Source organism: Kineococcus aurantiacus, from assembly GCF_013409345.1.
Taxonomy (GTDB): domain Bacteria; phylum Actinomycetota; class Actinomycetes; order Actinomycetales; family Kineococcaceae; genus Kineococcus; species Kineococcus aurantiacus.
In genome coordinates this window covers 3100055-3120523 of sequence record NZ_JACCBB010000001.1, presented here as the reverse complement: position 1 = coordinate 3120523, position 20469 = coordinate 3100055, and the positions used below count along the sequence as shown (strand labels likewise).

16 protein-coding genes are annotated in these 20469 nt (G+C 75.8%); 7 read left to right on the top strand and 9 right to left on the bottom strand.

The window, feature by feature from the left end; genetic code table 11:
* Positions 1-17: 17 nt before the first annotated feature.
* The 5 genes from BJ968_RS15070 to BJ968_RS15050 form a co-directional block, all read right to left on the bottom strand.
* A complete protein-coding gene (locus tag BJ968_RS15070; protein ID WP_179753191.1) occupies positions 18-959 on the bottom strand; it encodes an ABC transporter permease subunit in 942 nt (313 codons plus the stop codon).
* On the bottom strand, positions 956-2506 hold the full coding sequence (locus tag BJ968_RS15065; RefSeq protein WP_246315564.1) for an ABC transporter substrate-binding protein: 1551 nt from the start codon (positions 2504-2506) through the stop codon (positions 956-958). The genes BJ968_RS15070 and BJ968_RS15065 overlap by 4 nt, the downstream gene beginning before the upstream one ends.
* A 294-nt stretch (positions 2507-2800) precedes the next feature.
* Positions 2801-3751 carry a lysylphosphatidylglycerol synthase domain-containing protein gene (locus BJ968_RS15060; RefSeq protein WP_179753189.1) on the bottom strand — a complete coding sequence of 317 codons (951 nt, stop codon included), beginning with the start codon at positions 3749-3751 and terminating at the stop codon, positions 2801-2803.
* Positions 3752-3757: 6 nt separating this feature from the next.
* The gene (locus BJ968_RS15055) at positions 3758-5752 is read right to left on the bottom strand and encodes a glycosyltransferase (protein WP_179753183.1); all 1995 of its coding nucleotides are present in this window, start codon (positions 5750-5752) and stop codon (positions 3758-3760) included.
* Positions 5749-6675 carry a glycosyltransferase family 2 protein gene (locus BJ968_RS15050; protein ID WP_179753181.1) on the bottom strand — a complete coding sequence of 309 codons (927 nt, stop codon included), beginning with the start codon at positions 6673-6675 and terminating at the stop codon, positions 5749-5751. The genes BJ968_RS15055 and BJ968_RS15050 overlap by 4 nt, the downstream gene beginning before the upstream one ends.
* Positions 6676-6746: 71 nt before the next feature.
* Between BJ968_RS15050 and BJ968_RS15045 the strand changes: the two genes are divergently transcribed.
* The 4 genes from BJ968_RS15045 to BJ968_RS15030 all read left to right on the top strand — a co-directional run bounded on the left by BJ968_RS15045 (position 6747) and on the right by BJ968_RS15030 (position 10711).
* Positions 6747-7532 carry a class I SAM-dependent methyltransferase gene (locus BJ968_RS15045; protein WP_425491501.1) on the top strand — a complete coding sequence of 262 codons (786 nt, stop codon included), beginning with the start codon at positions 6747-6749 and terminating at the stop codon, positions 7530-7532.
* A 62-nt stretch (positions 7533-7594) separates the two neighbouring features.
* Entirely contained in the window at positions 7595-8770 is a 1176-nt protein-coding gene (locus BJ968_RS15040) for a type III polyketide synthase (protein WP_179753177.1), read from the top strand.
* Positions 8767-9498: a class I SAM-dependent methyltransferase gene (locus BJ968_RS15035; protein WP_343078055.1), complete on the top strand. Its 732-nt coding sequence runs from the start codon at positions 8767-8769 to the stop codon at positions 9496-9498. Before BJ968_RS15040 ends, BJ968_RS15035 begins: the two co-directional genes overlap by 4 nt.
* Position 9499: 1 nt before the next feature.
* Positions 9500-10711 carry an FAD-dependent oxidoreductase gene (locus BJ968_RS15030; RefSeq protein WP_179753175.1) on the top strand — a complete coding sequence of 404 codons (1212 nt, stop codon included), beginning with the start codon at positions 9500-9502 and terminating at the stop codon, positions 10709-10711.
* Positions 10712-10739: 28 nt separating this feature from the next.
* On the opposite strand, the gene BJ968_RS15025 is transcribed toward BJ968_RS15030, so the two are convergent.
* The 3 genes from BJ968_RS15025 to BJ968_RS15015 all read right to left on the bottom strand — a co-directional run bounded on the left by BJ968_RS15025 (position 10740) and on the right by BJ968_RS15015 (position 15996).
* Positions 10740-12110, bottom strand: coding sequence for an MFS transporter (locus tag BJ968_RS15025; protein WP_343078054.1), 1371 nt, complete (start codon positions 12108-12110; stop codon positions 10740-10742).
* Between the two features lie 131 nt (positions 12111-12241).
* Positions 12242-13834 (bottom strand): methyl-accepting chemotaxis protein, encoded by a 1593-nt coding sequence (locus BJ968_RS15020; protein ID WP_179753173.1) that lies wholly within the window; start codon positions 13832-13834, stop codon positions 12242-12244.
* 92 nt (positions 13835-13926) lie between these two features.
* Positions 13927-15996: a hypothetical protein gene (locus BJ968_RS15015; RefSeq protein ID WP_179753171.1), complete on the bottom strand. Its 2070-nt coding sequence runs from the start codon at positions 15994-15996 to the stop codon at positions 13927-13929.
* 173 nt (positions 15997-16169) lie between these two features.
* Here BJ968_RS15015 and BJ968_RS15010 point away from each other — a divergent pair, with 173 nt between their 5' ends.
* From BJ968_RS15010 to BJ968_RS15000, 3 genes are all read left to right on the top strand, one after another.
* Positions 16170-16886, top strand: coding sequence for a TIGR03089 family protein (locus BJ968_RS15010; RefSeq protein WP_179753169.1), 717 nt, complete (start codon positions 16170-16172; stop codon positions 16884-16886).
* Positions 16886-17944 carry an AbrB family transcriptional regulator gene (locus BJ968_RS15005; RefSeq protein ID WP_179753167.1) on the top strand — a complete coding sequence of 353 codons (1059 nt, stop codon included), beginning with the start codon at positions 16886-16888 and terminating at the stop codon, positions 17942-17944. Before BJ968_RS15010 ends, BJ968_RS15005 begins: the two co-directional genes overlap by 1 nt.
* Before the next feature lie 65 nt (positions 17945-18009).
* Entirely contained in the window at positions 18010-19347 is a 1338-nt protein-coding gene (locus BJ968_RS15000) for an amino acid permease (RefSeq protein ID WP_179753165.1), read from the top strand.
* On the opposite strand, the gene manA is transcribed toward BJ968_RS15000, so the two are convergent.
* Complete coding sequence (manA, locus tag BJ968_RS14995; protein ID WP_179753163.1) at positions 19295-20461, bottom strand: mannose-6-phosphate isomerase, class I; 1167 nt, start codon at positions 20459-20461, stop codon at positions 19295-19297. The two genes, BJ968_RS15000 and manA, sit on opposite strands and share 53 nt — an antisense overlap.
* Positions 20462-20469: the final 8 nt, after the last annotated feature.

The following is a 20469-nucleotide window of genomic DNA, read 5'->3' as shown; positions in this document are numbered from 1 at the left end:
CACCGGCTGCACGGCGGTCACGACGCGATCCTCGGGTCGAGCTTGGAGTACAGCAGGTCCACCACCAGGTTCAGGACGAGGAACACGACCGCGAACAGCAGCACCGCACCCTGCAGGACGGGGTAGTCGCGCGCCTGCACCGACTGCAGCGCCAGCAACCCCAGCCCCGGCCACGCGAAGACGATCTCGACGACGACCACCCCCGACAGCAGGTACGCCAGCTGGACGCCCGTCACGGTGACCAGCGGCAGCAGCGCGTTGCGCAGCACGTGCCAGTTCAGGACGGCCCGCGGCCCCAGCCCCTTGGCCCGGGCCGTGCGGACGTGCTCGGCCGACAGGGCCTCCAGGACGCTGGAGCGGGTGAACCGCGTCAGGACGCTGCCCGAGACCAGCCCGGTCGTCACGGCGGGCAGCACGAGGGAGCGCGCCCAGCCCAGCGGGTCCTGGGAGAACGGGACGTACCCGCTGGCCGGGAACCAGCCCAGGGTCCCGGCGAACACGAGGATGAGCATGATGCCCATCCAGAACTCCGGCACCGAGATCCCGATCTGGGACACCACCGTCCCGAACCCGTCGAGGAACGACCGCGGCCGCAGCGCCGACGCCGTGCCCAGCGGCACCGCGATGAGCAGCGCCACGACGATCGAGGCGAGCGCCAGCGACACCGTCGCGGGCAGCCGTTCGAGGATGAGCAGCGTCACGGGGTCGCCGGAGCGGAAGCTCACCCCGAGGTCGCCGGTGAGGGCGTGCCCGATCCAGGACAGGAACTGCGTCAGGACGGGCTGGTCGAGCCCGGCGCGTTCGCGCAGCGCGTCGTAGGTGGACTGGTCGAAGCGGGTGCCCAGCGCCAGCCGGACCGGGTCGCCGGGGACCAGGTGCACCAGCAGGAACGTCAGGACGCTCACCCCGAGCAGGACGACGACGGCCTGCAGGACGCGCCGCACCGCCACGCCGGTCACGAGGGCAGCGCCACGGTGTCGAAGTTCACCGCCTTGTCGGCCCGGACCTGGTACCCGGTGACGCCCTTCTTCCAGACCTGCACGGCGTCGGGGTTGTAGAGGTACAGGTACGACACGTCGTCGACGATCTGCTTGGCGGCCTGGTCGTACAGCTCCTTGCGCCGGGCCTCGTCCGGTTCGACGGCGCCGCGGTCGAGCAGGTCGTCGGTGACGGGGTTGGAGTACTTCTGGTAGTTGTTCGCCCCGCCCGTGCGGTGCTGGTCCTCGTAGAAGTCGGCGGGGTCGACGTTCCCGAGCCAGCCCAGCATGAACGCGTCGAAGTCGCCGCGGCCCTCGCGGTCCAGCCAGGTCGCGAAGTCCTCGGTCTGGATCTCGACGGTGATGCCCAGCGGTTCGAGCTGGCTGGCGATGACCTGCGCGGCGGTGACGGTCTCGGGGTACTCCGAGGTCACCATGAGCCCCATCGTCAGCGGCGTGGAGACCCCGGCCTGCTGCAGCAGCTGCTTCGCCTGGTCCACGTCGGTCGTGAAGGGCGCGTAGTCGTAGTACCACTTCGAGTCCTGCGGGATGGCCGTCTGGTTGACGCGCGCGGTGTCGAACTTCGCGGCCTCGGTGATGGCCTCGCGGTCCAGGGCGAACGCGACGGCCCGGCGCACCTCCACCTCGTCGAAGGGCGCCTTGGCGCAGTTCATCGCCAGGTACCAGTAGTCGACGCTGGCGACCTTGCCGAGCTCGACGGAGTCGTCCTCGCCGAGGTCGGCGAGCTTCTGCGGCGGGACGTTGTCGGTCCACTGCACCTGGTCGGTGGTCAGGGCGGTGAGGGCGGCGACGGGTTCGGTGATGAACTGGAACGTCACCCCGCCGATGTCCGGCGCCTGCCCCCAGTAGCCGTCGAAGCGCTCCAGCGAGATCTCGCTGGCGGAGGAGCCCTGCAGCGAGAACGGGCCGGTGCCCACGGCCTTCGTCGCCAGGGTCGACTCGTCGACGCCCTCGGGCAGGATCGCCATGCCCTTGAACGCGCCGATGCGCGAGAGCAGGTTCGGCGTGGGCTCGCTCAGCGTGATGACGACGTGCTGGTCGTCGGGGGCGGTGACGTCGGCGACGGTGGCGAACCGGGAGGAGTTGGCGAGGTCCTGGTCGATGATGCGCCGGTAGGAGAACACGACGTCGGCGGCCCGGAACGGGGAACCGTCGTGGAAGGTGACGCCCTGGGCGAGGGTGAACGTCCACGTGAGGCCGTCGGGGCTGGTCTCCCAGCTCGTCGCGAGGGAGGGCTGCATCGACAGGTCGTCGCCGTCGGGGACGACGAGGGTGTCGTAGACGTTCTCCAGCACCTGGAAGCTGGCGTACGCGGTGGTCTTGTGGGGGTCGAGCTGGTCGGGCTGGGCGCTGATGGCGGCGACGAACGCGCCGCCCCCCGAACCCCCCGAGGTGCCGCCGGTGTCGTCCCCGGTGTCGACGCCCTCCCCCGCGCTGCACGCGGTGGCGGCGACGAGCGGGGAGGCGGACAGGGCGGCCAGGACGGCTCTGCGGCGCACGGCGATCAGCTCCGGTCGGTCGGGGTCCAGGACGGGTACCGGCGCCTCACCCTGCCGAGAACCGCGGGCGAGCACCAATCGAGAACCCGGTGCCGCTGCTCTTCGTGATCAGATCGACACCTGCCTATGGGGCCCGGAAGTGCTTGATCACGGCAGTGCTTGATCACGGGGAGGTGGGGACGCCCGCGGTGATCAAGCACTTCGGTGATCAAGCACTTCGGTGATCAAGCACTTCGGTGATCAAGCACTTCGGTGATCAAGCACTTCGGTGATCAAGCACTTCGGGGGTCGAGCGCTCCTGGGTCAGGACGGGGTGCGGCCGGCGCGGGCGCGGTGCCCGGCCAGGGCGGTGAAGGCCAGCAGCAGGTCCGAGACCGTCAGCAGCACCCGCGAGCCCAGCACCACGACGGCCGCCGCGCCGGACCCGGTGGCCAGGGCGAGGACGGCGCCCAGCACCAGCTCGCGCGCGCCCGCCCCGGCCGGGGCCAGGACGACGAGGAACCCGACCGTCCAGGCCAGCGCGTACCCGCCCACGGCCAGGGCCAGGGTCGAGGGCGCCGACCAGTCCACGCCGACGGCGCGGGTCAGGACGAACACCTGCAGCCCCACCGCGAGCCAGGACGCCAGCGCCCAGCCCGCCGAGGCCAGCAGCCCGCGCAGGGTGACGCGGTGCTCCAGGGGTTCCTGCCGGGCCAGCCGCAGCAGCACCCGCAGCAGCGGGTTGATGACCCGCGGGACCAGCAGCACCAGCAGCAGCGGCGTGAGCCAGCCCAGCCAGCCGGTCCACTCCCAGCCGGGCAGGCGCCGGCCGTGCAGGGCCAGCGGCAGGACCCCGGTGACCAGCAGCGACGCCGTCGTCATGGACACCAGCAGCGCCACCGCCAGCGCCGAGCCGGTGCGCCGGCGCGGCACGCCGTGGTCGCGGGCCAGCTCAGCCTGGGCGACGAACTGGAAGACGGTGCCGGGGATGTACCGGCCGAGCTGGCCGACGAAGAACACCCGGGCGGCGGCCGCGACGGGCAGCGGGGAGCCGAGGTCGGCCAGGACGGCGCGCCAGGACGCGCCCGACAGCGCGACGTTGGCCAGCGACAGCACGAGCGCCAGCAGCACCGACACCGCGTCGAGGCGGGACCAGGCGTCGGCGATCGCGGCGCGGTCGCGCACGACGTACGCGACCGCGAGGGCCAGGGCCACCACGAGGAACCCGACCCGCAGCACGGGTGAGCGCAGGACCCCCAGGGCGCGGGAGAGCACCGGCCCTCAGCGCCGCACGAACGTCAGCAGGACGAACGTGTAGTCCAGCCCGGTCCGCTTCCAGTGCACGGGCCGCTCGGGGTGGGCCAGGACCTCGTCGGTGAGCTCGCCGACGAGGTCGAGGCCCAGGCGGGCGGCCACGGCCACGAGGTCGCGCAGGTCGGCCGGGGAGAAGATCTTCACCTGGGCGCCGTAGGCGGTGACGCCCGTGGTGTCCGGCGGGTCCTGGTCGTAGTCGGTGGACAGGGCCAGGACGCCGCCGGGGCGCAGGACGCGCGCGGTCTCGGCCAGGAAGGCCTCGACGGGGACCCCGTGCTCGATGACGGACATGCAGGTCACGGCGTCCAGCGAGGCGTCGGCCAGGCCGGTGTCGGTGACGTCGCCGCGGCGGAACTCGACGCCGTCGCGGTGGACGGTGGCGCCGAACTCCAGGTTGATGCCCGCCAGGGAGCCCTTCTCGCGGCCCAGGCCGTACAGGCGCAGCCACGGCAGCACCGGGGAGTACCGGGCCGAGCCGGCGTCCAGGACGCGGGCGGTGCGGGAGCCGTCGTCGGCGAGGGTCAGGACGGCCGCGACGGCGCCCAGGGCGTCCCAGTTCTTCGGGGCGTCCGGGTGCGCGGGCAGCCGCAGCCGGGCGGTCTGCGCGACGGCGTCGGCGACCTCGGCGGTGTCGTGCAGGACGCCGGTGCGGGGGACGCCGGAGGGGACGGGCCGGTCCGCGGGGGCCAGGCCGAGGCGGCGCTGCGCGAGCCGCTCGCCCACGCGGCGCTGGACGCCGACGCGCGCCCACAGGGCGTGCTCGGCGCCGCGCTTGGCGACGGCCAGCAGCTTCCCGCCGGGCGGGGCGGCGGCCGTCCCGCCCGCGGCGGCCTCGTCGAGCGCGGCGGCGTAGGCGTCCCAGGGGGCGTCCAGGTCGGGGGCCTGCACGTTGTCCCGCAAGGCCTTCAGGCCACCGTCGGCCATCCGCAGGACGCCCTCGGCGAGCGCCTGCGCGCTGCCGGGTTCGACGAGGACGCCGTCGACGCCGTCGCGCACCTGCGCGGGGAAGGACCCGACGCGGGTGGCCAGGACGGGCAGGCCGTGGGCGAAGGCGAGGAGCGCGTTCTGCGACGCCGTCCCGGACCGGTAGGGCAGGACGACGGCGTCGTGGGCGGCCATGAGCCCGGCGATCTCGGAGGCCGGGACGTAGCCCTCGCGCAGCTGCACGTGCCCGCGGGTGCCGGGGGCGGTGGCGAGCTCGCGGACGCGGCGGCCGGCGGCCCCCCACAGCTCCCCGGCGATGGTCAGCCGCGCGTCGAAACCGCGCTGGTGGACCTCGGCGAGGGCTTCGAGCAGCAGGTCCAGGCCCTTGTACTCGCGCACGACGCCCAGGCTGAGGAGCCGGACCCCGCCGTCGCGGGGGACGCGGGACCCCGCGGGGGCGTCGACCCGCGGCCCGCCGGGCAGGTGCGGCGGCAGGTCGGCCTGCACGACGCGGCGGGCGCCGTGGGCGTGGGCCAGGGCGGCCTGGGCGTCGGAGTGCACGACGACGCCGTCGACCGCGGCGAACAGCCGGCGCACGAGCAGCTCGTCGCCGGGGTTCGGCTCGTGCGGCAGGACGTTGTGCGCCACGACGACCGTGCGGGCGGCCGAGCGCGCCGACCGCATCGCCGCCAGGACCGTCAGCAGCGCCGGGACCTGCAGCGGCACGACGTGGGCCAGGACGACGAGGTCGGCCTCGGCGAGGTGGCGGCCCGTGGACCACCACGAGGCCGGCGAGGACCACGACAGCGGCCGCAGGGTGGGCTCGAACTCGGGGACCTCGGGGACGGCGTCGGGCAGCTGCACCTCGCCGGGGTAGAGCCGCTCGGGGTAGAGCTTGCTCCAGGAGACCAGCCGCACGTCCGCGGCGGGGTCCTGCGCCAGGTGCCGGGCCAGCTCGGTGGTGTGGACGGCGATCCCGCCCTTGCTGGGGTGGGCCGGGCCCACCACCGCCACCCGGCGGCGCGCAGGGGCGTTCACGCGCTGTCCCGCGAGCGCACGACGAGGTCGGCCAGCAGCGCGACGGCCCCGATGAGCAGCCCGGACACCAGCAGCAGCACCGTGTTCGCCGGGAAGTAGAAGGCGTGCCGGAACATGTCGACGACGCCCTTGACGAAACCGAGGCCGAACAGGAACAGCGCCAGCGGCATGAGCACCCGCAGCGGCTCGAAGTACATGATCATCCGCAGCACCTGCAGGATGTAGCGGTAGGCGTCCTTGGTGAAGTGGAACTTCGACGTCCCGGCGCGCTTGGCGTAGCTGGTGGGCACGTACTTGATGTCGTGCTGGTTGCACAGGAACGACAGCGTGATCGTCGTGACGCACGAGAAACCGGCCGGCAGCAGCCGCAGGTACGGCAGCGACACCGACTTGCGGAACGCCCGCAGCCCCGAGTTCAGGTCCGGGATGCGCTGGCGGGCCAGGACCTCGGCGACCTTGCGGATGACGAACTTCGCGGGCACCCGCAGCGCCTTGTGGGTGCCCTCCTCGGTGGTGCGCGCTCCGACGACCTGGTCGTAGGAGTCGTCCTCGAGCAGGACCCGGACCAGCTCGGGGATGCGCTCGTTCTCGTAGGACATGTCCGCGTCGGTCCACACGACGATCTCGCCGCGGGCCATCTGGGTGCCGATGCGGCGGACCGTGCCGGAGCCGCCGTTGCGGCGGAAGCCCACGACGCGCAGGTGCGGGTAGTCGGCCTCGACCGAGCGCAGCACCTTCAACGTGTCGTCGGTGGAGCAGTCGTCGATGGCGAGCAGCTCGTACGGCATGCCGTCGTCGTCCATCACCTTGGTGATGCGCTGGACCTCCAGCAGGACGTGCGCCTCCTCGTTGTAGCAGGGCAGCACGATGGTGGCGACGGGCGCCGGTCCGCTCAAGGGCTGGACCTCATCTTCGACAGGCATGGCGGGGTGAGCTTACCCACGGACGGGGCCCTGCCCGGGGACCGCGGAGCGGGCGGCACGGGGGCGGCATCATGGCGGGCATGAGCCAGCCCCCGACCACCGGAGACCGGGTCGGCGACCGCGCCCGGTCCTTCGGTGCCGTCGCCGACGTCTACGACCGCGCGCGCCCCAGCTACCCCGCCGAGGCCCTGGACTGGCTGCTGCCCGCGGGCGCGCGCCGGGTGCTGGACCTGGGCGCCGGGACGGGGAAGCTGACGCGCTCGCTCGTGGCCCGCGGCCTCGACGTCGTCGCCGTCGAGCCCGCGGCGGGGATGCGCGAGCAGTTCGCGAAGGTCCTGCCCGGCGTGGAGGTCCTCGACGGGACCGGGGAGTCGATCCCGCTGCCCGACGGCAGCGTCGACGTCGTCCTCATGGCGCAGGCCTGGCACTGGGTGGACCCCGCCACCGCCTCCCCCGAGGTCGCGCGCGTGCTGCGGCCCGGCGGCCGGCTGGGGCTGCTGTGGAACGTGCGCGACGCCGGCGTCGACTGGATCGCGCAGCTGGACCGGCTGCTGCCCGGCCCCGGGGAGGAGCAGCTCGGCAGCCTGGCCCCCCGCGTCGGTCCCCCCTTCGGCCCGGTGGAGCGCTACGACGTGCGCTGGTCGGACCCCGTGACGGTGGAGTCGCTGCTGGACCTGACGCGCTCGCGGTCGTGGGTCATCGCCCTGAGCCCGCAGCGGCGCGAGGAGGTCCTCGCCGACGTCCGGGCGCAGGCCCGGGCGCGGCTGGCCGCGACGGGGTCGCTGGAGCTGGAGTACGTCACGCGGTGCTCGCGCGCGACCCTGCCGGGGCAGCCGCCGGGGCAGCCGCCGGGGTAGCCGCCGGGCCGGTCGTTCGACCCCGCGTCGCGCACCGGTCGGGGCTGGCGTCTGATGAGGCCATGGCAGTCACCGTGCGGTCCATCGAGGTCGCCGTCCCCCCCACCGCCCTCGACCAGCGGCAGGTGCGCGACCTCTTCACCGCCCAGCCCGGCCTGAGCCGGCTCGGGGCGCGGCTGGCGGCCGCGGCGTTCAACGCCTCCGGGATCGAGCGCCGCCACACCGTGCTGCCCGAGCTCGCCCCCGGCGCCACCGCGGCGACCGCCTTCCTCGACCCCGCCACCGGCCGGATCCTCGACCCGGGCACCGGGGTGCGCAACGCCGTCTACGCCCGCGAGGCCGACCGGCTGTTCGTCGAGGCGGCGGGGGCCGCCCTGGCCGGGTGCGCCGGGGTCGGGCCCGGGGACGTCACCCACGTCGTCACCGCCTCCTGCACCGGTTTCCACTCCCCCGGGCCGGACTACCGGATCGTGCGCGCCCTCGGCCTGCAGCCGTCCGTGCAGCGCACCCACGTGGGGTTCATGGGCTGCTACGCCGCCTTCCCCGCGCTGCGGCAGGCCACCGCGATCTGCCGCGCCGACCCCGAAGCCGTCGTCCTCGTCGCCGCCGCCGAGCTGTGCACGCTGCACGTGCGCGTGCGCGACGACCAGGACACCGTCGTGGGGGCCTCGCTGTTCGCCGACGGCGCCGCCGCCGCGGTCGTCACCGGCCGCGACCTCGGGCCCGCCCCGGCGCTGCAGCTGGACGACTTCGCCACCCTGCTGACGCCCGTGGGCGAGGAGGCGATGGCGTGGAGCATCGGCGACCACGGCTTCGAGATGGTGCTCGGCTCCTACGTCCCGCACATCATCGACGAGCACGTGGAGTCCGCGCTGACCCCGCTGCTGGCCCGGGACGCCTCCCTGCGCGGCACCCACCGCGGCGTCGAGCACTGGGCCGTCCACCCCGGCGGGCGCAGCATCCTCGACAAGGTGGAGACGGCGCTGGGGCTGACGGCCGAGCAGATGGGCCCCTCCCGCGACGTGCTGCGCGACTTCGGCAACATGAGCAGCGCCACCGTCCTGTTCGTCCTGCGCGACGTCCTCGCGCGGGCCGGGGCGGGTGAGCGGGTGTGCGCCATGGCCTTCGGGCCCGGCCTGACCGTGGAGTCGGGCCTGTTCACCCGGGTCGGCTCCCCGGTCACCGCGGCCGGGACCGCGCCGACCGCGGCGGACCTCGAGCTGTCGGGCGCCCGGTGAGGGTGCCCGGCCTCGCCGTCCCCGACCTCACCGTGCGCGACCGCACCGCCGTCGAGCTCATGGACGACCCCGGCTGCGACCTGGCCGCGCTGGAACGCACCTACGCGCAGTTCCGCGCCGTCAACGCCGTCGTGGCCGGCTGGCAGTGGGCCTACCGCCGGCACGTGCGGCCCCTGCTGCGCGCCGACCGCGTCACGACGGTCCTCGACGTCGGCTCCGGCGGGGGCGACCTGGCGCGGGCGCTGGCCCGCTGGGCCCGCCGCGACGGGCGCCGCGTGGAGGTCACCGGCATCGACCCCGACCCGCGCGCGCACGCCTGGGCGACCCGGCAGCCGCCGGTGCCGGGGGTGGGGTTCCGGTGCGCCGGCAGCGGCGACCTCGTCGCCGAGGGCCGCCGCTTCGACGTCGTCGTGTCCAACCACGTCCTGCACCACCTCGACGAGGCCGCCCTGCGCGCGCTGCTGGCGGACTCGCGGGCGCTGGCCCGCGCCCGCGTCGCGCACAGCGACATCGCCCGCGGCGCCTGGGCCTACCGGCTGTTCCGGGTGGGGACCCGGCCGCTGGCGTCGGGCTCGTTCGTCCACGAGGACGGGCTGACCTCGATCCGGCGCAGCTACACCCCCGCCGAGCTGGCCGCGGCGGCCGGTCCAGGGTGGCGCGTCGAGCGGCCGTGGCCGGCCCGCAACCTGCTCCTCGACGACGGGCCCGCCCCCGACGGGGTGGGCTGACGTGCCGGCCTGCGAGGTGCTCGTCGTCGGCGGGGGGCCCACGGGGCTCTTCCTCGCCGCGCTGCTGGCCCAGCACGGCGTCGACGTCGCCGTCCTGGAGCGCCGGCCCGAGCCCAGCACCCACTCGCGGGCCATCGGGCTGCACCCGCCCGCGTTGGAGGCGTTGCGGGCGGTGGGCGTGCGCGAGGCGGTCGTGGACGCCGGGGTGCGGGTGCACACCGGCCAGGCGCGCAGCCGGGGCCGGCTGCTGGGCTCGCTGACCTTCGAGCGGGCCTGGCCGCAGAACCCGTTCGTGCTGACGCTGCCGCAGCAGCGCACCGAGGCGGTGCTGCGCGGACGTCTCGCGCAGCTGGCCCCCGGGGCGCTGCGCCCGGGGCGGGAGGTGGTCGAGGTCCACGACGCGGGCCCGGGACCGGTGCACGTCCTGGTGCGTCCCACCGGCGCCGAGGGGGTCCCGGGGACGGACGGGGAGACGTGGACCGCGCGGGTCGTCGTGGCGGCCGGCGGCGCGCACGGCGACGACCGCGCGCTCACCGGGACCGCGGCCCCGGTGCACCGGTACCCGGACAGCTACCTCATGGGCGACTTCGCCGACACGACCGCCGACGCCGGGACGGCGGTGGTCCACCTCGAACCCGAGGGCGTCGTGGAGTCGTTCCCGCTGCCCGGCGGGGTGCGCCGCTGGGTCGCGCACACCGGGCGCGGACCGGTGCCGACGCCGGGGCGGCAGGAGCAGGCGCAGCGGCTGGCCGACGTCGTCGCCCGACGCACCGGCGCGGTGCTCGACGTCGGCACCCGCTCGATGGTCAGCGCCTTCACCGTCCGCCGGCGGATCGCCGGGCGCATGGTCCACGCGCGCCGGGTCGTCCTGGGGGACGCGGCGCACGAGATCAGCCCCATCGGCGGGCAGGGCATGACGCTGGGCTGGCTGGACGCGCGCGAGCTGGCCCCGCTGCTCGTGCGGGAGCTGCGCACCGGCGGGGGCCGCGACCTCGCCGGCGTGCCCGAGCTGGTGGCCTTCCAGCGGCGCCGGCTGGCCACGGCCCGCCGGGCGGCGTGGCAGGCGGGGGCCAACACGCGCCTGGGCCGGCCGGTGCCCGCCGTGCCGCGCGGGGTGCGCGACAGCCTCCTGCGGGCCGTGCTGGCGACCCCCGCGCGGCACGGGCTGGCGGGGGCGTTCTCGATGCGCTGGGCCGCCGGGCCGCCCCGGTGACGGCGCCCGCCGCCGCGGGGCGGGACCCTCAGCCGCCCACGGGAACGTCCCGCCGCTCCGGCGCGCGCCCCGCGTACGAGCGGGCCAGCGCCCGGTACTGCGGGCTGACCAGCGCCAGCAGCGTCACCGCGAGCCCCGCCAGGCCGGTGGCGACGAACACGAGCGCGATGGCGCGCGTCTGCCCCGTCCCGAACCAGCCGCCGATCGCGCGCGCCCCGGCGCCGTCGGTCATGAACGGCACGACGAGGAACTGCGTGAGGGGGCCGGCCAGGAACGCCGTGACGGGGGCGGCGGCCTGCTCGACGCTCTGCGCGAAGCCGAACACGCGGCCCTGCCGCTCGTAGGGGACGATCCGCTGCAGGACGGTCTGCTCGGCGGCCTCGGCGAAGGGCATGAGCAGCATGAAGACCGCCATGGCGACGGTCAGCGTCACGACGGAGTGGGCCAGCGGGAACAGCGCCGTCGCGGTCCAGGCGACGGCGTCGACGAGCAGCAGCAGCCGCACCGGCCGGGAGCCGAGCCCGAGGCGCGCGACGAGCAGCCCGCCGACGATCATCACGGCGCTGAGGGCGCCCCACAGGAACCCCCAGGCCTGCACCGACACCAGCGACAGGCCGTAGGCGTCCATGAGGGCCATGAACCCGCCGCCGATGAGGTTGTTGAAGCAGCTGAAGACGATGAGCGGGAGCAGGCCGGGGACCCCCCGCACCAGCCGCCACGTCCCGCGCAGGTCGACCCCGCCGGGGTCCTGCGGGGACGGTCCGGGCCGTCCCTCGGGCACCCGCACGCGCGCCAGGTGCAGGACCGAGACCGCGAGCACGACGAGCGCGAGGACGAGCACGTGCAGCATCCCGCCGGAGGCGACGAGGACGCCGCTGAGGACGGACGTGACGAGCATCGACGTGCCCGTCACCGTCCCGACGAGGCCGTTGGCGCGGTCGCGCAGACCGGCGGGGACCAGCAGCGTCACGACCGTGGGCATCGCGATGCCGCGCGGGTTCCCGGCGACGACCCCGGCCATGCAGAGGACGACGAACAGCCACAGCCGCCAGGACGCGACGTCGGAGAACTCCCCGGCGGGCGTCAGCAGGTACACGGCCAGGCTCACCCCGTGGAGCGCGGCCGAGACCAGGGCCGACCCCTGCAGGACGGCCTTCTTGCGGTGGTGGTCGACGAGGCTGCCGAACCAGACGCCGGTGGCCGCGGTCGCCACGACGAAGATCCCGGCGATGGTGCCGGTGGCGAAGACGGACCGGGTCTGCAGGAAGACCCAGAACGTCACCGCGAACCAGACCGTGTAGTTCACGACGCTCACGACGGCGGTGTTCACCAGCAGGTGCGCGAACACGCGCTGCGGCCCGGACCGCAGGTCCAGGCGGGGTGAGGGGTTCTCGGGCACGGCTGCTCCTGTCGTCCGCGGTGCTGCGATCCCGTCGGGATCGACCGTCGCAGGTGCAGACCTCCCGTCGCCACGGGATTCAGCGGCCGGGCCGCGCCGGTCGGGGACGTCCTCGACCGGCGCGGGGTGGTTCAGAGGCGGAAGGCGCCCACCGCGGCGCGCAGCTGCTCGGCCGCCCCGGAGACCTCACCGGCCGCGGCGCGGGTGGCGTCGGCGTCGGCGGTGGTGCGGGTGGCCGCCGCGGCGATGCCGGAGATGTTGCTCGTGATCTCCTGCGAGCCGTTGGAGACCTCGGTGACGTTGCGGACCATCTCACTGGTGGTCGCGGACTGCTCCTCCACCGCCGCGGCGATGGTGGCCTGCAGCCCGTCGATGCGGGCGATGACCTCGGTGATCTCGGTGATCGCCGCCGCCGCCGAGGCCGCGTCGGTCTGGGTGGCGTTGACCCGCCCCACGATCTCCTCCGTGGCCCGGGCGGTCTGCTGGGCCAGCTCCTTGACCTCCCCGGCCACGACGGCGAAGCCCTTGCCCATCTCCCCGGCCCGGGCCGCTTCGATGGTGGCGTTCAGCGCGAGCAGGTTGGTCTGCTCGGCGATGGAGGTGATGAGCTTGACGACGTCGCCGATCTCGCGGGAGGACACCGACAGGCGCTCGATGGTGGCGCGGGCGCCCTCGGCCGAGGCGACCGCGGAGGAGGCCACCTGGGAGGCGTCGGCGGTCGAGGCCGCGATCTCGCGGATCGCCGCGCTCATCTGGTCGCCCGCGGCGGCCACGGTGCCGACGTTCGTCGCGATGTCGCCGGAGGCCAGCAGCACGACGTCGGCCTGCGCGGAGGACTCCGCCGCACCGCTGGACAGGCGGCCGGCCACCGAGGTCAGCGTGCCGGAGGCGCCCTGCAGACCCGCCACGCTCGACCCGATGGTGGCGATGGTGGACGACACCTGGTCCAGGGCGGTGTTCAGCGCCTGCGCGGTCCGGCCGACCTCGTCGTCGCTGGTCACCTCGACGCGCTCGTCCAGGCGGCCGGCGGCCAGCGCCTCGGCCACCCGGCGGGTGCGGTCCAGCGGCCCGGCGATGGAGCGGGAGATGAAGGACGACAGCGCGACGGAGAGGGCGACGGCCAGGACCGCGACGCCGATCAGCAGGGCGCGGGCCCGCTCGTAGGCGGCCTTGCCGGCGGCGGCGTCCCGCGCGGCGTCGGCGGTGAAGGTGTCCTGGACGGCCTGCAGGTCGTCGTTGGTGGTCGAGGCGCCGATGCCGCCCTGCGCGACGGGGATCGACTCGTCGTTGCGGGTGGCCATCAGCTCGGCCTGCTTCCCGCTCACCGCCAGCGCCATGAGGACCTCGGTGCCCGCGGCGTACTGCGCGAGCGCGTCGTCGACGGCGTCGAGCTGCTCGGCGGGCACCTGCGGCTCGGAGTCGCGGAACTCCTGCCAGGTGGCCCGCACGTCCGCGAGGGTCTCCCGGAAGGTCGCCTCCGCCTTGTCCGAGGGGGCCAGCGCGGTGGCGAACAGGTCCTTGGTGGCGCGCTGGTACTGGGTGCGCACCTGGCCCAGGGTCTGCTGACCGGTCACGCTCTGCTCGCTGACGACCCGCAGGCGTTCCTGGGCCTGCGACAGCTGCACCAGGCCGACGGCGGCGACCGTCAGGAGCAGGACGCACACGACGGCGAAGCTCGCGATGATCTTGACGCTGACGCGCAGGTCGCGCAGGGAACGCGGCACGGGGTCCTCCCGGGTCCAGAGCGCGGCCGGGGGTCGGCCGCACCCGGTCCCATCGGTCCCCCCACCCGCCACCTGAGCGGCGGGCGGGCGGGTCAGGGCGCCACGCCGGTGACGAGCCGCACGTCGAGGCGCTGCAACCCGTCGGGCCGTTCGGTCAGGACGCGCTCGTCCTCGGCGACGCGGCGGGACGCGACGGTCCGGACCCCGGTGGCCCCCAGCCGTTCCAGCACCTCGACGGGGTCGGTGTCGCCCCCGGCGGCGACGAGGACGGGGGTGCCGCCGGCGGCGCGGACGCGGACGGCCGCGCGGTCGACGGCGGTCCGCAGCGCCGCCCAGTAGTCCGCCGTCCCGGCGCGGCCCTGCGACGTGGGCACCACGACCGAGGCGGTCGGGACGCCGCACGTCCCGCGCAGCAGCTGGGGCCACTCGTTGCGCGAGCGCGGGTCCACGGCCAGGGCCACGTCCCCCTCCCGGAAGCTGGCGCAGGCCCGCGCGACGGCGGCCGGTTCCCCGACCTCGGTGCGCGCGGCGGCCAGCGGGGCCGTCGCGACCGCGGCGGGCACGACGAGCAGGGCGACGGCGATCGCCACCCGCAGCCGGGTCAGGCGCTGGTGGGCGTAGCGGTCCACGACCCAGCGGCAGGCCGCGACCGACAGCACGACGACGGCCGGCAGGACGACCACGACGAACCGCCGGTCGGCCCACGGGTGGTCGGGGGTGATGCCGGGCCGGTACAGCGTCAGCAGGGTCGAGCCGAGCGCGACGACGTACGGGGCGGTCCACGACGGCAGCGGGCTGTGCCCCTGCACCCCCCGCACCAGCCGCGGCAGCAGGACCACGGCCGCGGCCCCGGCGAGGGCGACGGCCGGCCAGCCCAGGTACCAGGCGATCCACGTGACGGACTGCTCGGCGTAGGTGCGGCCGCCGTCGACGGGCAGCCCCTGGGCCAGCTGGAGCCCGGCGACGAGCTTGCTGCCGGGGTCCTGGGGGTCCTGCCGCACGACCAGCCACAGCGGACGGCTGGCCAGCACCAGCAGGACGAGGGCCAGCAGCCCGGCCAGCACCGTCGGCAGCCGGTCCGACGTCAGCCACCGCCGCCGGGCGAGGAACCCGCCCCGGGCGAGGCGGCCGACGACGACGCAGACGGCGGTGAGGAACACCAGCCCCGCCACCAGCGGCAGCAGCGACCCGGCGATGGTGGCCAGGTAGGGCCGGGACGTCAGCAGCGCCGCGGCGACCGCGAACGCCGACGCGAGCCCCGTGCCGGCCGCCAGGGCCCGCGCCCCGGGGTGGCGGACCAGGAGCAGGACGGCCACGACGGGGACGAGGACGGCGACCTCGCGCAGGAAGTCGATGCGCACGAGGCCGCAGGCCCCCACCAGCAGCCCGGCCCCGCCGCCGAGGCGGGCCGCGGTGCGGCCGGTGGCGGGCAGCAGCGCGACGAGCAGGGAGGCGGCGCCGACGAGCACGAGCAGCGCGGGCGGCTCGGAGTAGGTGGAGCGGTTGGCGTGCAGGACGGGCTGGGCGAGGGTGAGGACGCCGGCGGCCAGCGGGGCCCAGCGGGCGCCGACGACGCGGGCGGTGAACCCGGCGACGGCGAGCACCCCGAGGGCGCCGAGGACGGCGGGCACGAGGAACATCCCCGTCCACCCGCCGGCCCACTCCCCCAGGGAGTACAGGGCGGGGGCGCCGAGCAGGAACTGCGGGACGACGTGGTCGCCGACCTCGTAGAAGGCCGGGGAGGCCACGGTGAGGTTGGGGTCGGCGAGGGCCGCGGCCCCGCCGAGGGCGTCGAGGGAGGCGTCGACGGGCAGCCCGTGGTGGGTGGCGAGCTGGTGGGCGTACAGGGCCACGGACCCGGCGTCGCGGCGCAGGACGACGTGCTCGGCGTGGGTGAGGGCCGCCCACGCCCCGGCGGCGACGGCCAGGGCGGCGCTGCCCCCGGCGGACCAGCGCCCGGCGGCCACGACGGGCGTCCCCCACGCGAGCCGGCCGGCGAGGGCGGCGGCGACGAGGGCGACGGGGACGGCGACGGCGGGGGTCCACAGGTCGAGCAGCACGAGGGGGACGGCGACGGCCGTGACGGCGGCGACGGCCGCGGCGGCCACGACGGGCACGCGCGTCAGGAGGACCCCTGCGGCGTGCGGGCGGGCCTCGCTCACGCCGCGGACCCGGGGGGCGCGGCGGGGGTTCGGATCGTTGCGACAACGCTGCCGTTCACCGGCAGCGTTGTCGCAACGATGCGGACCCCCGGGCCCCCGTGCCGGCGCGTTCCCCAGGTCCAGGCGGCGTCGCGCCGTTCGTCGCTCACGCCGGGAGAACCTACAGTGACGCCGTGCTCCCCGTGTTGCGCCGACTGCTCGACGACGACCCCACCGCCCCGCGGCTGACGTGGTACGCGAGCGACTACGCGAGCAGCGGTGAACGGGTCGAGCTGTCGGCGCGGGTCCTGGCGACGTGGGTGTCGAAGACGGCCAACCTGCTCGAGGAGGAGTTCGAGGTGGGGCCGGGGTCGGTGGTGGCGCTGGACCTGCCGACGCACTGGCGGACCCTGGTGTTCCAGCTCGCGGTGTGGTCGACGGGGGCCGCGGTGCGCCTGGGCGCGGACGCACCCGCCGACGTCCTGGTCTCCTCCTCGACCGAGGCGCTGCGGCGCGGGGGCTCGGCCGAGCGGATCGCGGTGTCCCTGGCGCCGCTGGCGGTGGACTTCGGCGCGGAGGTCCCCGCGGGGGCCCTGGACTACGCGCGCGTCGTGACGGGCTACGGCGACACGTACTCCCCGCTGGAGGCGCCCGGCCGGGAGGACCCGGCCCTGGAGCTGGCGGACGGGTCGACCATCGCGCACCCGGCGGTGCTGACCGCGGCCACCGAGGCGGGCGCGGCGTGGCCGGCGGGGGTGCGGCTGCTGACCGACGTGGGCCCGGCGGACGTGGTGCGCGGGCCGCTGGCGGCGTGGGCGCGGACGGGGTCGGTCGTCGTGACGCCGTCGCTGGCCGCGCTGCCCGAGCGCGTCCTCGCCGCCGAGCGCACCACGGCCACCCTCGCGGCGTAGTGCGCCGCGCGGGTCACGTCCTCGTCCTGGTCCTCGCCACCGTCGTCGCGACCCTGCTGCTGCGCCGCCTCGGCCTGCCCTCCCCCGCCCTGTTCGCGGGGCTGGCGGTGGGGCTGGTGGACGCGCTCGTCGCGCGGGAGGCCGTGCGGCTGCCGGCCCGGGCCGGGACGGCGGGGCAGGCCGTCGTGGGCGTCACCATCGGCACCCTCGTGCAGCTGTCGACGTTGTCGGCGCTGGGCGAGCACTGGCTGCCCGTGCTGGCCGTCACCCTCGGCACGCTGGCGCTGAGCCTGGGCACGGGCTGGCTGCTGGGCCGGCACCGGGACGTCGACGCCGTGACGGGGGCGTTCGCCCTGGTCGCGGGCGGGGCCAGCGGGCTCGTCGCCATCGCCCGGCAGCTGGGCGCCGACGAGCGCGTCGTGGCCGTCGTGCAGTACGTGCGGGTGCTGCTGGTGGTGCTGTCGCTGCCGGTGGTGCTGAACCTCGTGTTCGGCGTGCGGGCCGCGGCGGAGGTGACGGCCCCGCAGGACTGGCCGGTGGGGCTGGTCCTCGTCGTGGTGTGCGGGGTGGCCGGGCCGTGGCTGGGCCGCAGGGCGCACCTGCCCGCGCACACCCTGCTGGGTCCGCTGGCCCTGGCCGCGCTGGCCTCCCTGAGCGGCCTGACCGGCGGCTCGGGGGTCCCGGACCCGCTGCAGCAAGTCGCGTACGCGCTCGTCGGCCTGCAGATCGGCCTGCGGTTCACCCGCACCAGCCTGGCCACGGTCGCCCGGGTGCTCCCGGCGGCGTTCGCGCTCATCGTCGTCGGGGTCGCGGGCAGCGCCGCGCTGGGGCTGGCGCTGTCCCGCGCGACGGGGCTGCCGACCCTCGACACGTACCTGGCCACGACCCCCGGCGGGCTGTACGCGGTGCTGGCCGCGGCCGTGGGGTCGGGGGCGGACGCGACGTTCGTGCTGTCGGTGCAGGTGCTGCGGCTGCTGGTGATGCTGCTGGCCGCCCCCGTCCTGGCCCGGGCCCTGCACGGGGACCGGTGGGACCGGCCCCGGGAGGACCGGCGCTGACGGTGCACTCGCGGTCGCCGCGGTCGCTGCGGTTGCCCAGACCGGCAGGGGGGTAGGGCCCCTGCGTGAGCACCACGACCTCGGCGGACGCGCCCCCCACCCTGCGGCGGGCCATCAGCGGCAAGCTGCTGTTCCTGTTCATCCTGGGCGACGTCCTGGGCGCGGGCATCTACGCCCTCGTCGGGGAGCTGGCCGGTGAGGTCGGCGGGGCGATCTGGGTGCCGCTGCTGGTGGCGCTCGTCCTGGCCCTGCTGACGGCGTCCTCCTACGCCGAGCTCGTGACGAAGTACCCCAAGGCCGGCGGGGCGGCCGTCTTCGCCCAGCGCGCCTTCGGCCGCCCGGTCGTCTCGTTCCTCGTCGGCTTCTCCATGCTCGCGGCCGGGGTGACGAGCGTGGCGGGGCTGGCCCTGGCGTTCGCCGGCGACTACCTGGGGGCCCTGGTCGACGTCCCGCCGCTCCCGGCGGCCCTGGTGTTCCTCGTCCTCGTCGCGCTGCTCAACGCGCGCGGCATCAAGGACTCCCTGCGGGCCAACGTCGTCATGACCGTCGTGGAGGTCGGCGGGCTGCTGCTGGTCGTGGCGCTGGCCGCGGTGGTGCTGGGCCGCGGCGACGGCTCCCCGGGCCGCGTCCTGGAGTTCTCCCCCGACCACTCCCCCGTCGCGGGGGTCCTCGCGGCGGCCGTCCTGGCGTTCTACTCCTTCGTCGGGTTCGAGACGTCGGCGAACGTGGCCGAGGAGGCCGTCGACCCCGGCCGCACCTACCCGCGGGCCCTGTTCGGGGGGCTGGCCGTCGCCGGCGTCGTCTACGTCCTGGTCGGGCTGGCCGTGTCCACGGCCGTCGCGCCGGAACAGGTCCAGGGGTCCAGCGGGCCGCTGCTGGAGGTCGTGCGGGTCGCCGACGTCGGCCTGCCGGGCTGGCTGTACTCGCTGGTGGCGCTCATCGCCGTCGCCAACGGGGCGCTGCTGACCGCCATCATGTGCAGCCGCCTGACCTACGGCATGGCCACCGAGGGGCTGCTGCCGCCCGTGCTGGGCCGCCTGCTGCCGGGGCGGCGCACCCCGTGGGTCGCGATCGTCGTCACGACGCTGGTGTCCATGGCGCTGGTGCTCAGCGGTGACCTGGCGACGCTGGCCGCCACGGTCGTCCTCCTGCTGCTCGTCGTCTTCATCAGCACCAACGTCGCGGTGCTGGTGCTGCGCCGCGACCGCGTCGGGCACCGGCACTTCCGCGCCCCCACCGCGCTGCCCGTGCTGGGCGTCGTGGCGTGCGTGGCGCTGCTGACCCAGCAGGAGGCCGGGGTGTGGCTGCGCGCCGCGGTCCTGCTGGCGATCGGCGCGCTGCTGCACCTGCTCACCCGGCGGGCGTCCCGGGCGACGCGACGGCCAGCCGCCCCGACCCGCTGACGCCCACGGGGTGCTCGGCGGCCGTGACGAAGGCGCTCTGGCCGCGGCCCAGCTCCACGGTCCCCGCCGCCGAGGACAGCGTCACCGACCCCTCCAGGACGAGCACCGTGCGCGGGACCGCCCGCTCCCACACGTGCTCGCGGCCCACGGTGAGGACGGTGAGGGCGAAGTCCGGCAGCGGGGAGAACACCAGCTCGTCCTCGGAGACCACCTCGGGGGGCAGCAGCGGCGGCGGCAGCTCGCGGAAGTCCAGGACGTCGAGCAGCTCGGCGACGTCGACGTGCTTGGTCGTCAGGCCGCCGCGCAGGACGTTGTCGGAGCTGGCCATGAGCTCCACGCCCGTGCCCTCCAGGTAGGCGTGGACGTTGCCCGCGGGCAGGTACAGCGCCTCCCCCGGGGCCAGCCGCACCTGGTTCAGCAGCACCGAGACCAGGACGCCGGGGTCGCCGGGGTGGGCGGCGGCCAGGTCCACGACGCAGCGCGCGGACGAGTCCTCCAGCCCGGCGCACGCCGGGGCGACGGCCTCCACGAGCGGGCCGACCGCCTCCGCGGGGGCGGTCAGCAGCAGCCGCGTCGCCTCCCGCAGCGCCTCCGGCCCGGCCAGCGCCGCCAGCAGCGCGTCGAACAGCTCCCGGGGCCGCGGCGGCAGCGCCGGCAGGTCCAGGCCCGCCAGCAGCTCCCGGGCCGCGGCGGGTGAGCGGAAACCGGCCATCGCCGCGAACGGCTCCAGGGCGAACAGCAGCTCCGGCTTGTGCGAGGTGTCCTTGTAGAGCCGGTGCGGGGCGTCCAGCGGCACCCCCGCGGCCTCCTCCTCGGCGAAGCGGCGGGCCGCGGTCGCGTCGTCGGGGTGGGCCTGCAGCGACAGCGGCGCGGCGGCCGAGAGGACCTTCAGCAGGAACCCCAGCCGCTCCTGCCCCGGGCCGAGGAACTCGGCGGGGGCGGCGGCGATGAGCTCGTCCAGCCCCCGGTCCCCCACCCGCGAGGGCGCCGAGGGGTGCGCGCCGATCCACAGCTCCGCCTGCGGCGTGCCGTCCGGTTCACGGCCCAGCAGCTGCGGGACCGCCGTCGTCGAACCCCACGCGTACGCCTGCACGGTGTTGGTGAGTCTGAGCACGGGGCGAA